This is a genomic window from Microbacterium sp. Y356, assembly GCF_059445355.1.
Genome location: NZ_JCAIUE010000003.1, coordinates 1 through 19,569, shown reverse-complemented (window position 1 = coordinate 19,569; position 19,569 = coordinate 1). Strand labels below are relative to the sequence as shown.

The following is a 19,569-nucleotide window of genomic DNA, read 5'->3' as shown; positions in this document are numbered from 1 at the left end:
CCGATCTACGATGGAGGGATGCAGCGCCGCACCTTCCGTCGAACATCCCTGCCGTGGTCGTTCGCTCCATACATCGTCATGTCGATCGTGCATGTCACGGCACTCGCTCTGCAAAGCGACCTCGCCGCCCCGACCAAACTTTGGTTGATGCCGCTACTCACGCTCCCAGTGCTGGTCTCACTGCGACTTCGCCCGTCAAGTGCGATCGCTCTCCTTCTCGTGGCAGTGGCGCTCTCATGGATCGGCGATGGCGCCGGAACATTCTTCCCCGGTGGCCCCGAATTGCCCCTCATGCTGCTGTTCTTCGGCCTCGCGCACATCGCATACATCGTGCTTTTCGCCAGGATGATACGCGTACGACGGATGCCATGGTGGGCGCTCGTCTACGCCGCCTGGTGGATCGCCATGATCGCCGTCCTTGGACCACACACCGGCCCGCTGCTGATCGCTGTCGCCGCCTATGGAGTCGTCCTCGGCGGCACCGCGGCATTTTCCACCCGCTGCCACCCGCTCGTGATCTGGGGCGGAATCTTCTTTCTCACCAGCGACACGATTCTTGCATTTCGCCTCTTTATCCCTGACGCCATGCCTGAGTGGACCAGCCCTCTCGTGATGCTCACCTATACGCTCGGTCAAGGACTCATCGTCGCCGGAGCACTGGTGACGATACGAGCAAGGAGAACGACATGACGGATGCTCCGGTGCGGGTGGATAGCTGGCTCTGGGCCATCCGCGTCTACAAGACCCGCTCCGCCGCCACCACCGCATGTCGCGCTGGGCATGTGCGCGTCAATGGCGACAAGGTCAAGGCCGCGCAGACCGTGAAGCCGGGCGATGAGCTGCGCGTACGCATCAGCGGCTTCGACCGCATCCTCTTCGTGCGCAAGACCCTCGTGAAACGCGTCGGCGCACCGGTCGCCGCACTCGCCTACGACGAACGCACTCCCCCACGCGAACCGCAGGCTGCTCTCGGCCTCCGTGATCGCGGCGCGGGCAGACCGACCAAACGCGAACGCCGAGACATCGACAAGCTACGCGGACGCGACGAAGACTGATCAGCCCAGCTGGTCGCGCAAGCGCGGCCACGCATCAGCGAACCCCGGATGCAGCGGCCGGTCAGCGACCTCGTCTACCGGAACCCACTCCAGCGCCACGCTCTCCGGGTCGCTGATCACCGGTTCGAACGGCGTGACCACGTCAGCGACGACTGTCGTATACGACCAGATCTTCAGATCCAGCACGCTTGTGAACCGCGGCAGCACGGCGCCTTCCGGAACGCCGGCCTCCTCGGTCGCCTCACGCAGCGCTCCATCGATCGCCGACTCACCCTGGTGCAAGGCACCACCCGGCAGGCCCCAAGTTCCTCCGAAATGACTCCAGCTCACGCGGTGCTGCAGCAATATGCCACGATCGGCATCCACCGCCAGCAGACCCGCCGCACCAAAGCGACCCCAGTACCGCTCCCCCGTATCGGCGACAACCCAGGCATCGCCGGGATCGCGCGGGCCCTCGGGGCGTCGCGGTTCACCAGATGCAGGAGGCACTATCGTCACCCCTTCAGCTTTTCACAGCATTCGTCATATCGGCGCACCGTCCGACAAGTGACGTAACGCGGTTCTGAAAGAATGGAACCGTGAAACTTCTCGTCGCCGCTCTCGAATCCGAACTCGTCGCCTTCTCCGACCCTCTGGACGGGTTCGACCGCCTGGTGACGGGGCCCGGAAAGCTCAAAGCCACCTACGGCCTGACTCGCGTGCTCGATGCCGGCGCATACGAGGAAATCCTCGTGGTCGGCACTGCGGGCGCCCTCGATCCTGAATTAAACGCAGGTGTGTACGACATCAACGCGACCTTCCAGCACGACGTCGTCGACGAAGAGGGCGTTCGGGGCCAGCATGTGTCGATGCCCCAACAGATCACCCTCAGCGAAGGCGACGCCGTCATCGCTACCGGCGACAGCTTCATCGACGACGCCGAGACCGCGGCGTTGATCCTCGGCCTCGGCGGCAAGCTCGTCGATATGGAGTCCTACGCATACGCCTGGGTCGCGGCCCAGTTCGGCGTGCCGATCCGCATCTGGAAGGCAGTCTCCGACCGGGCGCAGGACGACGCGAACACCACCTGGAACGACGCGGTCACGGCGTGCAGCCACCAGCTGCGCGACCGATTCCGCGAGGAATACGGCGTCTAGCCTGGCACTGGCGCCGCAGCCCCGGCGCGCAAGCGCGTAGCGGCGAGTTCCTCTGCCGCGGCGAGCGGTGTGATGTCACGCTCAGCAGCATCCGCGAGAATCGTCCGCACCGTATCGCCGATCTGCGCCACGCGATCCATGATCTCCGCGCGGGTGCCGAGTTGCTTCGCCACATGATCGAGATAGATGACCCCGCCGGCGTTGACGACGAAGTCCGGGGCATACAGAATTCCGCGCGATGCCAGCCGATCCGCACCGCTGTGAGAAGCGAGCGGATTGTTTGCGGGCCCGCAGACCGCTGAAGTGTCGAGCGCATCGATGACGCCATCCGTCAGCAGCCCGCCGATTCCGGCAGGCACGAACACGTCAGCCGGCACGAGGTGCTCCGTACCCGGTTCCACCCATCGCGCCCCCAGCTCGGCGGCGAGATGCATACGCGCGGGGTTCACATCCGTGACCGTCAAGACGGCACCTTCGGCGGAGAGCCGAACGGCGAGGCGCCCTCCGACCTGACCGAGACCCGAGATCGTGATCCGGCGGCCCGCGACATCGGCCGTTCCGTTGACACGCTCCAACACGGCGCGCAGCGACTCGTAGACACCAAGGCTCGTGGGCCCAGCCGGCTCACCCGACCCCCCGACGGTGTCCGGAAGACCGACCACGTGTGCGGTGCGCTCGCTGACCACCGCCATGTCTTCGGTCGTCGAACCGACGTCTTCAGCCGTCCGATAAAGACCGCCGAACGATTCGACCGCGTCGCCAAGATCGAGGAACGCATCGCGACGCCGCTCAACATCCAGAACGGTGCCGAGTTCGAGTCCGATGACGGCCTTGCCACCACCGGCATCCAGACCGGCCGTCGCATTCTTCAGCGTCATCGCCGCAGAAAGGCGCAGAGCATCACCCAGCGCATCGCTCCAGTGCGGGTAGGTCCACAGCCGCGCACCGCCGAGCGCAGAGCCGAGCACAGACGAATGCAGGGCGACAGCAATGAAGAGGCCGCTGCGCCGACCGGTGATCACCTCCACACGTTCGTGGGTGAACTCAGGCAGGGGCAGGGTGTGCATCATTGCATCCTCTTTCGGCGGGCCTTGTGGGCACAGAAGGTGGATGCCGCGTTGTCGCAGCATCCACCTTCTATTGCACCACTCAGTCAGCCGTTAGGCAACCGTCAGCCATTAGTGCTGACGCTTCTCCCGCACACGCATGTTGATGACGAGCGGCGTGCCTTCGAACTCGTATACCTCGCGGAGACGGCGCTGGATGAACCGGCGGTAGCCGGGGTCCAGGAAGCCGGTCGTGAACAGCACGAATGTCGGCGGACGCGTCGATGCCTGTGTACCGAACAGGATGCGCGGCTGCTTGCCTCCGCGCAGCGGGTGCGGGTGCTCAGCAATCAGCTCAGCCAGGAACGCGTTGAACTTGCCGGTCGGGATACGGCGATCCCAGTTCTCCAGCGCCGTTTCCAGCGCCGGAACCAGCTTGTCGAAATGACGACCGGTCTTGGCCGAGATGTTTACCCGCGGAGCCCAGGTGACGTGGGCGAGGTCCTGCTCGATCTCACGTTCGAGGTAACGGCGACGATCCTCGTTCTCCATGTCATCGTCGGTCAGGCGATCCCACTTGTTGAACGCCAGAACGAGCGCGCGTCCAGATTCGAGGACGAGGTCGATGATGCGAATGTCCTGCTCGCTGATCGTCTCAGAGACGTCGAGCACGACGACGGCAACTTCTGCCTTCTCCAGCGCAGCGGAGGTGCGCAGCGAGGCGTAGAAGTCCGCGCCCTGCTGCAGGTGCACGCGGCGGCGGATGCCGGCGGTGTCGACGAGACGCCACAGCTTGCCGCCGAGCTCAACGACCTCATCCACCGGGTCACGGGTAGTGCCGGCGAGCTCGTTGACGACGACGCGCTCTTCACCGGCCGCCTTGTTCAGCAGCGAGGACTTACCGACATTCGGACGTCCGAGGATCGCGACGCGACGTGGGCCGCCGATCTCGTACTTCGCGACGGCCGAAATGGTGGGCAGCTTCTCGAGCACGGCGTCAAGCAGGTCGGCAACGCCACGGCCGTGAACGGCCGAGGTCGGGTACGGCTGGCCGAGTCCGAGGCTCCAGAGAGTCGCGATCTCCGGTTCCTGGCGGGCGTCGTCAATCTTGTTGGCTACGAGGAACACCGGCTTGCCGCTCTTGCGAAGCAGCTTGACGACGTGCTCGTCGGTGGAGGTTGCCCCCACCATCGCGTCTACGACGAACAGCACGATGTCGCACAGGTCGATCGCGACCTCTGCCTGCGCAGCGACCGAGAGGTCGATGCCCTTCGCGTCTGGTTCCCACCCGCCGGTGTCTACCAGCGAGAACCGGCGGTCGTTCCACTCCGCCTTGTACGTCACGCGGTCGCGGGTCACACCCGGGGTGTCCTCCACGACGGCCTCACGACGGCCGAGGATGCGGTTCACCAGCGCAGACTTGCCCACGTTCGGGCGGCCGACGATAGCGACGACAGGGAGCGCAGGCAGGAATTCGATCCCACCCTCTCCCTGCGTGATGCCAGCCAGAAGTATGGCATCCTCGTCGTCCAGGTCGTAGTCGGCGAGACCAGCACGCAGGGCCTCCGCGCGCTGTTCGGCGAGTTGCTCGTCGAGCTCCGCCATCTTCTCGGCGAGGCGGTCGGGACCGCCCTCGTATTCTTCGTCAGCGGGCATTTTCCGCTCCTTGCTTTCGTTCGATCACCGAGAGTACGGCGTCGATGGTTTGTGGGAAATCGAGGTCCGTCGAGTCAACGACCTCAACGCCTTCCGCGGCGTTCAGGAAGTCGACGACAGCACTGTCCGAGGCGTCACGCTTGTGCAGCGCTTCTGCCACAGCAGCGGCATTCTCGCTGGCGAGTTCGCCAGCTCGTCTGGCAGCCCGCACCTCAGGGGCAGCTGTGAGTAGAATCCGCACCGGCGCGTCTGGGGCGACCACCGTGGTGATATCGCGTCCTTCAACGACGACCGCGGGGTACGGCGAGGCCGCCACCAGCGAGCGGAAGAAGATGTTCACCTGTTCACGTACGGCAGGAACCCGCGCGACGCCGCTGACGGCGCCGGAGACGCGCGGCTCGCGGATCGCCTCGGTGATGTCGCTGTCGCCGATGGCGACGGTACGGTCGTCTGGGTCGAGACCCAAACGAAGATCGAATTCGGATGCCGCGGCGAGAACCGCCTCGGCATCGTCTGTCCCGGCACCGCGATCGAGCACGTACCAGGCGAGCGCGCGGTAGGCAGCGCCGGTGTCGAGGTAGCCGTAGCCGCGCGAGCGAGCCACAGCCTTGGAAACGCTGGACTTACCAGAGCCAGCCGGGCCATCGATCGCGATGAACTTCGCTGCATCAGTCTGGGCTGCATCAATCATTGGTCGCCCCCGCAATCCGCCATCCGCGCTCCTGTAGTCCCTCGATCGCGCCGAGCAGCGCTGCCGGTACCACGCTGATCTCCGCGAGGCCGAACTGCGCGCCTGGTGAATGCTCAAGGCGCAGATCTTCCACGTTCACACCCAGCTCGCCCAGCTCGCCGAACAGGCGGCCGAGCTGGCCGGCAGTGTCGTCGATCATGACGACCAACTGATCAAACTTTCGGTTCTGCCCGTGCTTGCCCGGCAGCCGCTCGACGCCGTCGTTGCCCTGGCGAATCGTCTCCGCGACAGCACGCCTGGCGCCCGGCGCTCCCGGCTCACGGAGCGCGTCCGATACGGTGCGCAGGTCTGCCGCGAGCGCGTCGAGCACTTCAACCACTGGGCGCGCATTGGCGCTGAGAATCTGAACCCAGAGTTCCGGAGCGGATGCTGCGATCCGCGTGGTGTCGCGCACACCCTGGCCCGCGAGGCGGAGGGCGTCTTCGTCGGCCGTCGCAAGACGCGCCGCCAGCAGACTCGCAACGACCTGCGGCACGTGCGAGGTGAGCGCGACCGAGCGGTCGTGTTCTTCGGGCGTCATCTCCAGCGGCATCGCACCGACGTCAAGCGCCAATGCCTCCACCAGAGCAAGGTCAGCGGTGCGAGTCTCCTCGTCACGGCAGACGACCCACGGGCGACCGATGAACAGGTCTGCGCGTGCGGAGATCGCTCCCCCGCGCTCGCGACCGGCGAGCGGGTGCGAACCGATGTAACGGGTGATGTCGACGCCGCGGTCTTTGAGCGCACGGAACGGCTCGAGCTTCACGCTCGCGACATCGGTGACAACGGAATCCGGGTATTGGGTGAGCTCGGCCTCGATCACAGCGGCAGTGACATCCGGCGGTACGGATACGACGATCAGCGCAGGCGCGTCATCCTCGCGCGCGGCACGTCCGGCGCCATAGTCGATCGCGAGACGCAGCTGCGCAGGCGACGTGTCGGAGAGAACCACGTCGATGCCCTTGGCCGTCAAAGCGTGGCCAATGCTCGCGCCAAGAAGGCCGGCGCCAACTATGCGAACCGTCCCCGAAAGCCGCGGCGCATTGCCGCTGCCATTCGTTCTGGCGGTTTCGCTCACTGGTTCTCCTGGGCGTCTCCCGGCGTGGCGTCCGCGGGGGAATCATGGCGCGAGAGAGTCAAAAGCGCACCACGTTCGATTTTAGTCAGTTCCCGGGTCTTCCCCGCAGGGAGAGTTCCCAGGTGGAGCGGGCCGAACTGTCGGCGGACGAGCTCGGTGACCGGGTGCCCGACTGCGGCGAGCATCCTTCGAACGATGCGGTTGCGGCCGGAGTGCAGCGTGAGCTCTACCAGGCTCGACGCTCCGCGGCCGCTCACTGCGCCTTTCGACGAGTCCAGCAGGCGCGCCTTGTCGGCCTTGATCGGGCCGTCGTCGAGCTCGATTCCCTTGGTGAGCTGCGCGATGACCTGCGCGGTGACCACGCCCTCGACCTTTGCGATGTAGACCTTGGTGACACCGAATGAGGGATGCGCCAGCACATGCGCGAGATCGCCATCGTTCGTCAGAATGAGCAGGCCGCTCGTCTCGGCATCCAGACGACCGACGTTGTACAGCCGCTCTTCCCAGTCGTCTGTGAACTGGCGGAGGTCAGGCCGGCCGTTCTCATCGCTCATCGTGCTGACGACGCCGGTGGGCTTGTTCAGCATGACGTAGCGCTTCGAGACGTCCAGCTGGACCGCGGTGCCATCGACGTCGACCAGGTCGGTCTCAGGGTCGATGCGGCGACCGAGTTCCTCGACGACCTTGCCGTTGACGCGGATGCGCCCCTCGACGATGTACTGCTCGACCACTCGCCGCGATGCCACACCGGCTGCGGCAAGCACCTTCTGCAGGCGTACGCCTTCCGGCGCATCGCCGCTGTCTGGGGTGGGTGTGGGGAACTGAGTGTCATTCATCGGATACTTCCTTCTTCAAATCCGTCGGCACCGTCAGCAAGCAGCGGCGAAATCGGCGGCAACTCGTCAAGCGAGTTGATGCCGAGATTCTGCAGCAGTGCATCGGTCGTACCGTAGTTGATCGCGCCGGTCTCTGAGTCGGCGAAAAGTTCAGTGATCAGGCCTCGTGCCAGCAGCGTCCGCACCACCGAGTCGACATTCACCGCGCGGATGGATGCCACTTGGCTGCGTGTGACCGGCTGCTTGTAGGCGATCACGGCAAGGGTCTCGAGTGCAGCCTGCGACAGCCGCGCCGGCGCCTGCCCACCGACGAAATCGGCGACGAGGGCGTCGTGGTCATCACGAACGTACAGCCGCCAGCCGCCACCGACCTCACGCAGTTCGAAACCCCGACGCGGCCCCTTGCCGTTGCCGTCGTAGTCATTCACAAGCGTCTCGATCGTCTGCCGCACAGCAGGCACTGGCGCACCGACGGCTGCAGCGAGAGCGATGAGGCCGAGCGGTTCGTCGATGATCAGCAGAATCGCCTCGAGCTTCTCGGTCAGCGGGAGAGAGTCATCGGTCATAGTCGGCCCCCAGGCTCGCGAGTGTCTCGTCCGACCAGGAGTCGGCTGCCCAACGAAGCGTCAGCTCGCCGAGCGGTTCCAGTTGTTCGAAGGAGAGTGCTGAGTGTCGATAAAGCTCAAGCACTGAGATGAATCGTGCGACGACGATGCCGGGCTCGTTGGCGCCGGCGACGAGTTCGCGGAAGGTCACTGACTCAGTGCCCCGCAGCAGCGTCACGACGATCGCAGCCTGCTCCCGGATGCTGACCAGTGGCGCATGCAGGTGATCGAGGCCGACGCTGGGGAGCTCCTTGGGCGCGAACGCGAGCATCGCCAGCGCTGCGAAATCATCGACATTGAGCGTCCAGACCAGCTCTGGTGCCTGTTTGCGGTGCTTCTCATCGAGGCGCACGGCACGGACGTGACGGCGGTCTTCGCGCTGTAGGCAACGTGAGAACCACGTCGAGACCTCTTTGAAGGCGCGGTACTGCAGCAGCCGGGCGAACAGCAGATCGCGTGCTTCGAGCAGGGCGACCGCTTCCGCGTCGACGAGCTCGCCCTGAGGAAGGAGACCTGCCACCTTCATATCGAGCAGGGTCACCGCGACGACAAGGAACTCGGATGCCTGATCCAGCTCTTCGTCCGAATCCAGCTCCCGCAGATACGCGATGAACTCGTTCGTGACTGCGCTCAGCGACACCTCGGTGATGTCCATCTCGTGCTTGGAGATGAGGTTCAGCAGCAGATCGAATGGCCCGTCGAAGTTCGACAGCGAAACGCGGAACCCTTCGACCGGGTCAGATGACTCAGATGGCTCAGTTGACTCAGAGCTATGCGACGGCACCACGGGCGACCAGCTCCCGCGCCAGTCGCAGATACGCCTGGGCGGCGGCATGCTCCGGCGCGAACTCGGTGATCGGAACACCCGACACCGACGCATCGGGGAACTTCACAGTGCGTCCGATCACCGTTTCCAACACGTCATCCCCAAATGTCTCCACGACCCGTTCCAGCACTTCGCGGGAGTGCAGCGTGCGGGCGTCGTACATGGTGGCGAGAAGCCCGTCGAGGGTGATCCCGGGGTTCAGTCGGTCGCGTACCTTCTCGATCGTCTCGATGAGGAGTGCCACGCCACGCAGGGCGAAGAACTCGCACTCCAGCGGGATGAGTACGCCGTGGCTCGCCGTCAGCGCGTTCACGGTCAGCAGCCCGAGAGAGGGCTGGCAGTCGATCAGGATGACGTCGTACTCTCCGGCGACCTGACGCAGCACGCGAGCGAGGATGGTTTCACGAGCGACCTCGTTGACCAGGTGCACCTCGGCGGCTGACAGGTCGATGTTCGCGGGAAGGACATCGAGCCCTGGCGTCGCCGAATGGACAATCACGTCATGCGCGTCACGCTTGGTGTCCAGCAGCAGGTCGTAGATCGTCGGCACGTCGTGCGTGGCGATACCGAGCCCGGCGGAGAGTGCACCCTGCGGGTCGAAGTCGACAGCGAGCACCTTGCGCCCGTACTCAGCCAGGGCTGCTGCGAGGTTGATCGTCGTCGTGGTCTTACCGACGCCGCCCTTCTGATTGCACAGCGCGATAATGCGTGCGGGGCCGTGCGATTTCAGCGGCGCGGGGGTATCGAAGCCGTGGTAGGGGCGCCCAGTGGGTCCCATCGGGGTATCGCCGTCGTTAGACGTCTTACCCTTGGACTTCGCCACGTTCTGACCCACCGAATCTCCTGCTTCCCTCGTAATTGCTCAATTCTAGCGACCCGGTGCCCGTTGTCCTCGTTGCCGCCCCGAGTTCCCCCCTTTCCCCCATCTTGCGAGTGGGTAGTTGTGGCTCGGCTTCTCGCGGAAAATGAGCCACAAGCGCCCACGCGCAACGAGGCGAGGGAGGCGAGGATGAGGGCGCTACCGGGCTCGGGGGTGTGACGTCGCGTAGATGTCGCGCAGGGTATCTACCGACACGTGTGTGTAGATCTGGGTCGTCGCCACTGATGCGTGTCCGAGCAGCTCCTGCACGACGCGCACGTCCGCACCACCCTGCAATAGATGCGTCGCGAAAGAGTGTCGCAAGGTGTGCGGCGACACCTCAACAGTGATCTGGGCGCGCTCGGCTGCCGAACGGATGATCAGCCACGCACTCTGCCGCGACAGCGGTGCGCCGCGCGCGCCGAGGAACAGCCTCGCCGAAGCCCTCCCCTTGGCCGCAAGCCCCGGTCGCACCCGCGTCAAGTAGGTATCAACCGCATCCCGCGCGAACGAACCCACCGGCACGATGCGCTCCTTGGATCCTTTGCCTCGAAGACGAACTACATCCCCGTGCGCGAGGTCGTCGACGTCCAGGCCGACAGCCTCCGAGACACGCGCACCGGTCGCGTAGAGCAGCTCGAGCAGTGCCCGGTCACGGATGCCGAGGGGCTCGTCAGCGGACGGCGCAGCAAGAAGCCTCTCCACCTGGTCGATCGTGATCGCCTTCGGGAGCCGCTGCGGAGCCTTCGGTGGACGGAGCCGGCCGCTCGGATCTTCGAGCTCAATCCCCTCCCGCACGAGAAACCTGTGCAGCCCTCGCACCGAGGACTGCAGCCGCGCGAGACTCGTCGCCGCTGGCGCGGGGATGATCGCAGAGCGGTCCGAGATGAAGCGACGGATGATCGCGCCGCTGACTGCCGTGGTGTCATCGACTCCGACATCTGTCAGCCACGACAGATACACGTCCAGATCACGGCGATACGCGCTGACCGTGTGCTCAGAAAGCCCGCGCTCGATCGTGACATGCCGGATGTACGCGTCGATCGCGCGGTCCAGCCGCATGGCTACGCTCCGGATTGCCTGAGCGTCGCAGCGAGCACGCCATTCGCCAGCAACGCGTTACGCATCCGCCCGTCGAGCACTGCGGCGGCGGCATCCGCTAACGGCACCCACTCGACACGGATGTCTGCTTCCTCATCCTCGCGCGCATGCGTTCCCGGCGCTGCGGACAGCCCCGTCGCGAGGAAGAAATGCACGATCTCGTTGCTGCCACCCGGCGTCGTATACGTCGACAGCAGCGGCTGCCAGTCGGCCGCGACGAGGTCAGTTTCCTCCGCCAGCTCGCGCTGCGCGGCGATCACCGGCTCTTCCCCTTCGATGTCGAGAAGGCCGGCCGGCAGCTCCCAGTCGCGAGAGCGAATCGGATGCCGGTACTGCTGGATCAGCAGCACCCGGTCTTCCTCGTCGAGCGCGACGATCGCCACGGCACCGGTGTGATCAACGTAGTGCCGAACGATCTCCGCATCGCCGTAGCTAAACCGGTCGGAGCGGACATCCCAAACGGCGCCCTTGAACGCAACCTCGCTGGAGATGATCTCCGGGTTCAGTGGTTCGTCGCGCAGTTCGTCAGTCATCGGCCGAGACGTCGAACAACTCGCTCGAGCGGTGACGCTCGATCGCGGCACCGATCAGACCACGGAACAGCGGATGCGGGGCAGTCGGACGCGAGCGCAACTCCGGGTGTGCCTGCGTGGCGATGTAGTACGGGTGCACATCACGCGGCAGCTCGACATACTCGACGAGATCGAGCTCGGGGTTGAGACCCGAGAACACAAGACCGGCATCGGTCAGACGCGCACGATAGGCGTTGTTGACCTCGTAGCGGTGACGGTGACGCTCGGAGGCCTCGGTGCTGCCGTATACCTCGGCGGCCAGAGATCCCTCGGCGAGTGTTGCCTGGTAGAGCCCGAGGCGCATGGTGCCGCCCAGGTCGCCGCCGTCGATGATGTCGACCTGCTCTGCCATGGTCGCAATGACCGGCTCGGCCGTCTCCGGGTCGAACTCGGTCGAGGAGGCACCGACGATGTCTGCCATGTTGCGGGCGTACTCGATGACCATGCACTGCAGCCCAAGGCACAGGCCAAGGGTGGGGATGCCCTGTTCGCGAGCGAACTTCAGCGCGCCGAGCTTGCCCTCGATACCGCGGATGCCGAAGCCGCCGGGAATGCAGATGCCATCGACGGTGCTCAACGCCCTCGCGGCACCTTCTGGCGTCTCACAGGAGTCGGAGGGAATCCAGCGAATGTTGACCTTGGTCTCCTGCGCGAAGCCGCCGGCCTTGAGGGCCTCGGTCACCGACAGGTACGCGTCCGGCAGGTCGATGTACTTGCCGACGAGACCGATCGTGACCTCGTGCTTCGGGTTGTGCACGGCGTGCAGAACCTTCTGCCACCGCGACCAGTCAACCTCGGGTGCGGCCTTGGAGTCGAGCCCGAGCCGACGTGCGATGTACGAGTCGAGACCCTGGTCGTTGAGCGTCGACGGGATGTCGTAGATGCTGGGCAGATCGACCGTGTTGATGACGGCTTCGACCTCGACATCGCACATCAGCGCGATCTTGTTGCGGTTGCTCACGCTGACGGGGCGGTCGCTGCGCAGCACGAGGGCGTCCGGCTGGATGCCGACCTGGCGAAGAGCTGCGACGGAGTGCTGCGTCGGCTTGGTCTTCTGCTCGCCGGAGGCCCCCATGAACGGGACCAGCGAGACATGCACGAAGAACACGCTGTCACGGCCGAGTTCGTGGCGCAGCTGACGCGCTGCCTCCAGGAACGGCTGCGATTCGATGTCGCCGACAGTGCCGCCGACCTCAGTGATGATGACATCCGGCTTCGGCGTCTCATCGGCCTGCAGACGCATGCGGCGTTTGATCTCATCGGTGATGTGCGGGATGACCTGCACTGTGTCGCCGAGGTACTCTCCTCGGCGCTCCCTCGCGATGACCTGCGAATAGATCTGACCGGTGGTCACGTTGGCAGCCTCAGACAGGTTGATGTCGAGGAAACGCTCGTAGTGCCCGATGTCGAGGTCTGTCTCTGCACCATCGTCGGTGACGAACACCTCACCGTGCTGGAACGGATTCATGGTGCCTGGATCGACGTTCAGATACGGGTCGAGCTTCTGCATCACGACGCGCAGACCGCGCGCGGTGAGAAGGTTTCCCAGGCTGGCTGCAGTGAGCCCCTTGCCCAAAGACGAAACGACACCGCCAGTCACAAAGATGTGCTTGGTTGTGTCGTTTTTAGGCCCCGCGCCAGAAGAGTTCATCACGGGCTTAAATCCTAACAGTTTGCTCAGGCACTAAGGCTGAGAAGTTCTCGGGCATGGGTGAGGGCGGCATCCGAATCAGTGAGTCCCGACAGCAGTCGCGCCATCTCTGCCTCGCGATCGCTGCCCTCCAGACGCCGGACGCTTGACGCAGTTACCGCGCCATCATTGGATTTCACGACAGAAAGATGGTTCGTGGCGAAGGCGGCAACCTGCGCCAGATGAGTCACAGCAATCACTTGAGATGTCTCGGCAAGTCGGGCGAGTCGTCGTCCGACTTCGATCGCGGCGGCGCCGCCGATTCCGGCATCCACTTCGTCGAACACGAAGGTCGGAACCGGGTCTGTGCCAGCGATCACGACTTCGACTGCGAGCATCACACGCGAGAGCTCGCCGCCGGACGCACTCTTTGCCACTGATCGCGGTTCGGCGCCAGGGTGCGGTGCCAGCAGGATCGCGACATCGTCACGTCCGTGTGCGTTCGCCGCCCCTTCACGTACGGAGACTTCGAGCCTGGCATCCGGCATCGCGAGAGCGTGCAGCTCTTCGGTGACGGCGCTACCCAGCCTGGTGGCGGCTTCGGTACGAGCCGCCGTCAGGATGCCTGCAGCGTCGTCGAGCGTCTGCCTGGCCGCGTCACGCTCTGCGTGCAATCGCTCGAGGCGGTCGCCGTCGTCGTCGAGCTCTGCCAAACGCGTGGATCCGGTCTGCCAGATATTGAGGGCCTCATCCAACGATCCGTGCGCGCGGATCAGCGTGGTGAGAGCCGCGCGGCGTTCTTCAACGGCGGCGAGTTCGTGAGGGCCGGTCTCATCGAGATCGGCGAGATACGCGGAAAGCTGGAGCGCGAGATCCGAGACGCGATAGCCGACATCAGCGATCTGCTCAGCGATCTCGGCGAGAGCCGGATCTGCGACGCGCTCAAGGTTACGCCTGGCCTCCGCCACGAGCGCGGATGCGTCGGCTTCGCCCTCTTCGCTGGAGAGAGAATTACGGGCAAGGGATGCCGCGAGCCGCAGCTCTTCTGAATTGGAGAGCCGCTCGGCGCGCTCCGCGAGCACGGCGTCCTCTCCCGGCTCCGGCGCGGTCGCTTCGATCAGCGTCAGTGCTTCACGGAGTCGATCAGCTTCTTCGGCGCGACGATCGCGATTCTCGGTGATCTCGGCGATCGCTGTGTCCAACTCGCGCCAGAGTGTGAACGCTGCCGAGTATGCGCTCACTGCCGAGGCGATCGGTTCGCCGCCGAAGCGGTCGAGGGCCTCACGTTGAGCGGCTGTGGAGCGCAGGCGCAGTTGCTCAGATTGGCCGTGCACGACGACGAGTTCATCGGCGAGGGCGGCCAACACGCCAGCAGGCGCCGCGCGTCCACCGACGCTGGCTCTGCTGCGACCCTCGGCGTTCAGCGTGCGAGAGACATACAGTTCGCCACGGCCGTTGCCGAGAGGCTCCAATTCTCCGCCGGCATCTGTGACGATGTCGGCTACTCGTCCCTCCGTGGGCACGATCCACACGCCTGCAGCGGATGCCTGGGAGGCGCCCGCGCGCACGGCGCCCGAGTCGGCACGCTGGCCGAGCAGAAGTCCGAGGCCAGTGACGACCATGGTTTTACCCGCACCGGTCTCACCGGTGATCGCCGTGAATCCGGGGCCGAGGGGTAATACAGCGTCTGCGATGACGCCGAGTCCCTGCATCCGCATCTCCTCGATCACGCCGGCGCTCCCCCGGCCTGTCCGCGCCAGCCAGCCACAGGCAGCTGAAATTTGCGCACGAGACGGTCGGTGAAAGCAGCGTGGTGGAGCCTTGCGAGGCGAACCGGACGTGAAGAACGACGCACCACGACACGCGCGCCGGGAGGAAGTTCATGAGAGCGACGGCCGTCGCACCACAGGATGCCGGATCCGTCGGTGCGCTCGAGCATCTCGATCGCGACGGAGGCGTCAGGGCTGACGACGAGCGGACGAGCGAACAGTGCGTGCGCAGACAGCGGGATCACCGAGATGGCTTCAACGCTCGGCCAGATGATGGGGCCGCCGGCGGAGAAGTTGTAGGCCGTCGACCCGGTGGGAGTGGAGATCACCATGCCATCGCAGCCGAAGGTCGACAGTGGTCGGCCGTCGATTTCGACGACGACTTCGATCATGCGTTCGCGACTCGCCTTCTCGATGGTGGCCTCATTAAGTGCCCACGTCTCGAAGACGACCGAGCCTTCGGCATCCTTCACACGCACCGCGAGCGCGAGCCGCTCTTCGACGTCGTAATCGCGGGCGATCACGCGATGCACCGCGTCGTCCATGGCGTCGCGTTCGATCTCGGCGAGAAAGCCGACGTGGCCCATGTTGATGCCCAGCACAGGCGCGCTGTTCGTGCCGCGAACAAGCTCAGCCGCGCGCAGAATAGTTCCGTCACCGCCCAGCACGATAGCCAGCTCTAGGTCATCAACGGTGACGACATCACCCAGCGTGTCGACGTCAGCAAAGAAGCGATCGACTGCTGCGAGCTCTGCTCTATCGTCAGCAGAGAGCACCGGACGGGCACCGGCGCCACGCAGCAAATCGATGACGCGACGGGCAGCGGCGACTGTATCGTCCCGGCCGGCGTGGGCGACGACCAGGATGTTTCGCTCGTTCATCGGCCTCCTGCCAGCTCGTTGATGCGTTCCGTCCATTCTGTCGGATTGCTGCCTCGAGCGGGCGCCATGTGGACGAGGAATTCTGCGTTGCCGTGGGTGCCGAGAATCGGTGATGCGATGATCCCCAGCATGCCGAGTCCGGCATCCCAGCCGTTCCACACCACTCGGGCAACCGCATCTGCGCGTGTGGCGGGGTCGGTGACCAGTCCGCCGCGGACAGCGGTGCGGCCGACCTCGAATTGCGGCTTCACCAGCAACACGACGTCAGCGTTGGATGCAGCGACAGCTGCGACCGCGGGGAGGATCAGCTCGAGCGAGATGAAGGAGAGATCGCCGACGACAAGGTCAGGTGCGTCAGTCTCGCCGGTGGCCTCTGCCAAGTTCTCGCGCGTCATATAGCGCACGTTGAATCCCTCGACGCTCACAACGCCGGGGTCACCCGCGATGGATGCCGCGAGTTGATCGTGCCCGACGTCGACCGCCAGCACCTTGCGAGCGCCACGTTCTCGGAGAACCTGCGTGAACCCGCCAGTGGACGCGCCCATATCGAGGGCCAGTCGACGCTCGACTTTCACGTCGAAACCGTCAAGGGCGGCAACGAGTTTGTGCGCGCCGCGGCTGACGTAGTGGTCGGTCTCGACCACAGTGATCACGGCGTCATCGCTGACGGCCGCCGATGCCTTGATGATCTGTCGGCCGTCGACCCTCACCAGCCCGGCCGCGATCATTGTGGCAGCGTGCGTGCGTGAGCGTGACAGTCCTCGTGAGGCGAGGGCAGCGTCGAGGCGAGTCACCGGTCTCCCGACGCGATCTTCTCTCGGGAGTCGGGCTTCGTGCCGCTCTCGAGTCGGCGGAAGAGCTCGTCGTGGACCGTCGAGTACGCATCCGCGCGCGCAGCCAGCGGCTGCCCCTCGATCAGACGCAGTCGACTCCACAGGCCATCGGTCGGCGCTGCCGTGTTGTCATCGCTCACGATTCCACTTTACGGGTCGCTAACGACATGACTGGCGAGGCGCACTCACGGACGATGGAACGGATCTTCGTAGAGCTTCTCCGGAACGTTGAGCACGAACACCGGAGTGCCCGATTCCCAGATCGCGATCGCCCCGGCACGGACGAGATCGATCTGGCGCGTACCTTCAGCGAGAATCTCGACGTCTCCACCAACGACCCGAACGGATGCGCCGTTGACAGTGACCGCGCCATCCTTGCGCTGCGTCTGCGGGTAGGGCTGATGCAGTTCGCGGAGGTCGCTCAGGATGAAGGTCGGACGGGATCCCTCAGGAGCCGCGAGTACATGCTTCGGCCGGTCAATACCAGTGAACACGAGCACCGAATCGATGCCGACGCGTGCCGCACCCAAGATGTCGGTATCGAGCCTGTCGCCGATGAAAAGAGTCTTGGTCGCTCCGAACCGCGCGATCGCCTCTTCGAAGATGGGGATCTCAGGCTTCCCGGCAACGGTCGCGAGACGACCCACAGCGGTGTGAACCGCGGAGACGAGCGTGCCATTGCCTGGCGCGACACCGCGCTCACGCGGAATCGTCCAGTCGCTGTTGGTGGCGATCCAGGGGATGCCGCCTTCTTCTTCCGGAATTTGGAGCGCGAAAGCGGCCTCTGCCAGGTCGGTCCAGGCCACCTCAGGCGCGAAGCCCTGCACGACAGCATCCGGGGCATCCTCGGCACTGCGTGTGACGGTGTAGCCAGCCTTCTCTGCCTCGACCACAAGGCCTTCTCCCCCGACGATCAGCAGGGTTGCCGGCGCAGGGAGTATGGACGCGAGCAAACGCATCGCAGCCTGGGGGCTGGTCACGACATCATTCGCCACGACCGTCAGACCAAGGGACGTGAGGTGCTCAGCAACCGACGCGTCGGTGCGAGAAGCGTTGTTCGTGATGTAGCCAACCCGACGACTGTCTGCGACCTGGTTCAGGCTTTCAACGGCGTGCGGAAGTGCGCCTGGGCCGGCGTAGACGACTCCATCAAGATCAGCGAGGACAACGTCGACACCATCAAGCGGAGTCGGGCGCGATTTGGAGAAGAGACCCACTCAGGAATCCGCCTTCGGCGCCTCGACGGATTCGTCTTCAACAGACTCGTCTTCAACAGACTCGTCTTCAACAGACTCGTCTTCAACAGACTCGTCTTCAACAGACTCGTCTTCAACAGATTCGTCTTCAACGGGGGGAGCCGGAGCGTCGACGATCTCATCGTCAGGGAACTCCCCTTCGATCAGGCCATCCTCAACGATCATCTCGTCGTCGTCACCCAGGCCGAGAGCATCTGCCGCGACGTCTGCGCGCTCGATCCAGAAAGCCGCCTCATCGTCTCGTCCGAGGTCTTCCAGAACAGCAGCGTGCGCGCCGAACAGAGCCGGGCTCCATTCGAAGGCGCGGTCAGGATTGAGCTCGGGGATCTGAAGCTCGCCGAGTGCGAGCTCGGTCTCTCCCTGATCAAGACGAGCACCGGACATCGCGATCGCAAGCGCGACGCGGACGGGAGTGGCAAGCTTTGAACGATCAGCAGCGCGACCGGTCTCAAGCGCGCGATCGGGGCGGCCGATGCCGCGCTCACTGTCGACCATGAGCGCGATCTGATCGTCCTTGCCGGAGATGCGACGGTACGTACGCAGCTCACGAAGCGCCAGGGCAAAATCGCCAGTCGCATAGGCAGTGATGCCGAGCGACTCGCGCACGATCGCGATGCGACCGGCTCGACGGGATGCAGCCAAGGCATGCTCATGAGCAAGCGCTGGGTCCTCTTCGATCAGGCGCGCGGCCATTGCAAGGTGACGCGCGACCTGCTCAGCGTTCTCTTTGCTCAGCGTCTTCAGCTCGTTGCGTGCCGAAGTGTGCAGATCATCTGGGGTGACCTCGTCTGGCACCAGCGGGTCGTTGAAGCGAGGACGGTCATCGGCCTGACGGTCGGGACGCTCGCGTCCGGCACCAGCACGTTGCGGGAATCCACGCCCGGCACTGCTGCTGCCGCTGCGGTCATCGCGGCGCGGAGCGCCGTCACGGCCCTGGTATCCACCCCCACTACGCGGAGCAGCACCATCACGGTTACCTTGGTATCCGCCTTCGCGGCGCGGAGCGCCGCCATCACGGTTGCCCTGGTATCCGCCCTCGCGGCGCGGAGCGCCACCGTCACGGTTGCCCTGGTATCCGCCCTCGCGGCGCGGAGCGCCACCGTCACGGTTGCCCTGGTATCCGCCCTCGCGGCGCGGAGCGCCACCGTCACGGTTACCTTGGTATCCGCCCTCGCGACGCGGAGCGCCACCGTCACGGTTACCTTGGTATCCGCCCTCGCGACGCGGAGCGCCACCGTCACGGTTGCCCTGGTATCCGCCCTCGCGACGCGGAGCAGCACCGTCACGGTTGCCCTGGTATCCGCCCTCGCGACGCGGAGCGCCACCGTCACGGTTACCTTGGTATCCGCCCTCGCGACGCGGAGCGCCGCCATCGCGGTTGCCCTGATAGCCGCCCTCACGGCGAGGCGCAGCACCATCACGACGCGGGGCGCCGTCACGGTTCTGGCTTCCCCCGTCACGACGCGGGGCGCCGTCACGGGAAGAAGAAGCTGGGCGATCAGTGCGCGGAGGACGGCCCTGACGGTCGTCGCGTCGGGCATTGGAGCTGTCGTCGCGTCGTGGTCGACGCTCATCCTCGTTCGGCATGGTCCTGATTCTCTCAACTTCCTGTAAAACGCAAAATGGCCACCCAGCGTTGGGTGGCCATTTTGTCTAAAAGAAGTCCGGCGGTGTCCTACTCTCCCACAGGGTCCCCCCTG

Annotated in this window: 20 protein-coding genes and 1 pseudogene; 3 read left to right on the top strand and 18 right to left on the bottom strand. The window is 65.0% G+C overall.

Annotated features, from left to right (window positions below; translation table 11 throughout):
* The first annotated feature begins 18 nt into the window (after positions 1-18).
* Together AC1C2Q_RS15710 and AC1C2Q_RS15705 are read left to right on the top strand one after the other, a co-directional pair.
* The gene (locus tag AC1C2Q_RS15710; RefSeq protein WP_495450869.1) at positions 19-690 is read left to right on the top strand and encodes a lysoplasmalogenase family protein; all 672 of its coding nucleotides are present in this window, start codon (positions 19-21) and stop codon (positions 688-690) included.
* Positions 687-1,055: an RNA-binding S4 domain-containing protein gene (locus tag AC1C2Q_RS15705; protein WP_439285441.1), complete on the top strand. Its 369-nt coding sequence runs from the start codon at positions 687-689 to the stop codon at positions 1,053-1,055. Before AC1C2Q_RS15710 ends, AC1C2Q_RS15705 begins: the two co-directional genes overlap by 4 nt.
* 6 nt (positions 1,056-1,061) lie before the next feature.
* Here AC1C2Q_RS15705 and AC1C2Q_RS15700 read toward each other — a convergent pair.
* Positions 1,062-1,553, bottom strand: a pseudogene (locus AC1C2Q_RS15700) (NUDIX domain-containing protein); the annotation flags it as partial.
* 80 nt (positions 1,554-1,633) lie between these two features.
* Between AC1C2Q_RS15700 and AC1C2Q_RS15695 the strand changes: the two are divergent.
* The gene (locus AC1C2Q_RS15695; protein WP_495450868.1) at positions 1,634-2,191 is read left to right on the top strand and encodes a nucleosidase; all 558 of its coding nucleotides are present in this window, start codon (positions 1,634-1,636) and stop codon (positions 2,189-2,191) included.
* Here AC1C2Q_RS15695 and AC1C2Q_RS15690 read toward each other — a convergent pair.
* From AC1C2Q_RS15690 to AC1C2Q_RS15610, 17 genes are all read right to left on the bottom strand, one after another.
* On the bottom strand, positions 2,188-3,261 hold the full coding sequence (locus AC1C2Q_RS15690; protein ID WP_495450867.1) for a Glu/Leu/Phe/Val dehydrogenase family protein: 1,074 nt from the start codon (positions 3,259-3,261) through the stop codon (positions 2,188-2,190). The two genes, AC1C2Q_RS15695 and AC1C2Q_RS15690, sit on opposite strands and share 4 nt — an antisense overlap.
* A 108-nt stretch (positions 3,262-3,369) precedes the next feature.
* Positions 3,370-4,893 (bottom strand): ribosome biogenesis GTPase Der, encoded by a 1,524-nt coding sequence (gene der, locus AC1C2Q_RS15685; protein WP_495432208.1) that lies wholly within the window; start codon positions 4,891-4,893, stop codon positions 3,370-3,372.
* Positions 4,883-5,584, bottom strand: a complete 702-nt coding sequence (gene cmk, locus AC1C2Q_RS15680; protein ID WP_495450866.1) for a (d)CMP kinase — start codon at positions 5,582-5,584, stop codon at positions 4,883-4,885. The genes der and cmk overlap by 11 nt, the downstream gene beginning before the upstream one ends.
* Positions 5,577-6,701, bottom strand: coding sequence for a prephenate dehydrogenase (locus AC1C2Q_RS15675; RefSeq protein WP_495450865.1), 1,125 nt, complete (start codon positions 6,699-6,701; stop codon positions 5,577-5,579). Before AC1C2Q_RS15675 ends, cmk begins: the two co-directional genes overlap by 8 nt.
* Positions 6,698-7,537, bottom strand: coding sequence for a pseudouridine synthase (locus tag AC1C2Q_RS15670; protein ID WP_495450864.1), 840 nt, complete (start codon positions 7,535-7,537; stop codon positions 6,698-6,700). The genes AC1C2Q_RS15675 and AC1C2Q_RS15670 overlap by 4 nt, the downstream gene beginning before the upstream one ends.
* Positions 7,534-8,103, bottom strand: coding sequence for an SMC-Scp complex subunit ScpB (scpB, locus tag AC1C2Q_RS15665; RefSeq protein WP_495432213.1), 570 nt, complete (start codon positions 8,101-8,103; stop codon positions 7,534-7,536). Before scpB ends, AC1C2Q_RS15670 begins: the two co-directional genes overlap by 4 nt.
* Positions 8,093-8,929 carry a segregation and condensation protein A gene (locus AC1C2Q_RS15660; RefSeq protein ID WP_495450863.1) on the bottom strand — a complete coding sequence of 279 codons (837 nt, stop codon included), beginning with the start codon at positions 8,927-8,929 and terminating at the stop codon, positions 8,093-8,095. The genes scpB and AC1C2Q_RS15660 overlap by 11 nt, the downstream gene beginning before the upstream one ends.
* Positions 8,913-9,746, bottom strand: coding sequence for a ParA family protein (locus AC1C2Q_RS15655; protein ID WP_495451118.1), 834 nt, complete (start codon positions 9,744-9,746; stop codon positions 8,913-8,915). The genes AC1C2Q_RS15660 and AC1C2Q_RS15655 overlap by 17 nt, the downstream gene beginning before the upstream one ends.
* A 240-nt stretch (positions 9,747-9,986) precedes the next feature.
* A complete protein-coding gene (xerD, locus tag AC1C2Q_RS15650; protein ID WP_495432214.1) occupies positions 9,987-10,889 on the bottom strand; it encodes a site-specific tyrosine recombinase XerD in 903 nt (300 codons plus the stop codon).
* A gap of 2 nt (positions 10,890-10,891) precedes the next feature.
* On the bottom strand, positions 10,892-11,461 hold the full coding sequence (locus AC1C2Q_RS15645) for an NUDIX domain-containing protein (protein ID WP_495450862.1): 570 nt from the start codon (positions 11,459-11,461) through the stop codon (positions 10,892-10,894).
* Positions 11,454-13,151: a CTP synthase gene (pyrG, locus tag AC1C2Q_RS15640; RefSeq protein WP_495450861.1), complete on the bottom strand. Its 1,698-nt coding sequence runs from the start codon at positions 13,149-13,151 to the stop codon at positions 11,454-11,456. The genes AC1C2Q_RS15645 and pyrG overlap by 8 nt, the downstream gene beginning before the upstream one ends.
* 26 nt (positions 13,152-13,177) lie before the next feature.
* Positions 13,178-14,860, bottom strand: coding sequence for a DNA repair protein RecN (gene recN / locus AC1C2Q_RS15635; RefSeq protein WP_495450860.1), 1,683 nt, complete (start codon positions 14,858-14,860; stop codon positions 13,178-13,180).
* Positions 14,857-15,780 carry an NAD kinase gene (locus AC1C2Q_RS15630; RefSeq protein ID WP_495432217.1) on the bottom strand — a complete coding sequence of 308 codons (924 nt, stop codon included), beginning with the start codon at positions 15,778-15,780 and terminating at the stop codon, positions 14,857-14,859. The genes recN and AC1C2Q_RS15630 overlap by 4 nt, the downstream gene beginning before the upstream one ends.
* Positions 15,777-16,574 (bottom strand): TlyA family RNA methyltransferase, encoded by a 798-nt coding sequence (locus tag AC1C2Q_RS15625; protein WP_495450858.1) that lies wholly within the window; start codon positions 16,572-16,574, stop codon positions 15,777-15,779. The genes AC1C2Q_RS15630 and AC1C2Q_RS15625 overlap by 4 nt, the downstream gene beginning before the upstream one ends.
* On the bottom strand, positions 16,571-16,753 hold the full coding sequence (locus AC1C2Q_RS15620) for a hypothetical protein (RefSeq protein ID WP_495432220.1): 183 nt from the start codon (positions 16,751-16,753) through the stop codon (positions 16,571-16,573). Before AC1C2Q_RS15620 ends, AC1C2Q_RS15625 begins: the two co-directional genes overlap by 4 nt.
* A 45-nt stretch (positions 16,754-16,798) precedes the next feature.
* Positions 16,799-17,830: an HAD-IIA family hydrolase gene (locus AC1C2Q_RS15615; RefSeq protein WP_495450857.1), complete on the bottom strand. Its 1,032-nt coding sequence runs from the start codon at positions 17,828-17,830 to the stop codon at positions 16,799-16,801.
* Complete coding sequence (locus AC1C2Q_RS15610; protein ID WP_495450856.1) at positions 17,831-19,456, bottom strand: primosomal protein; 1,626 nt, start codon at positions 19,454-19,456, stop codon at positions 17,831-17,833. It lies immediately after the preceding gene.
* Positions 19,457-19,569: the final 113 nt, after the last annotated feature.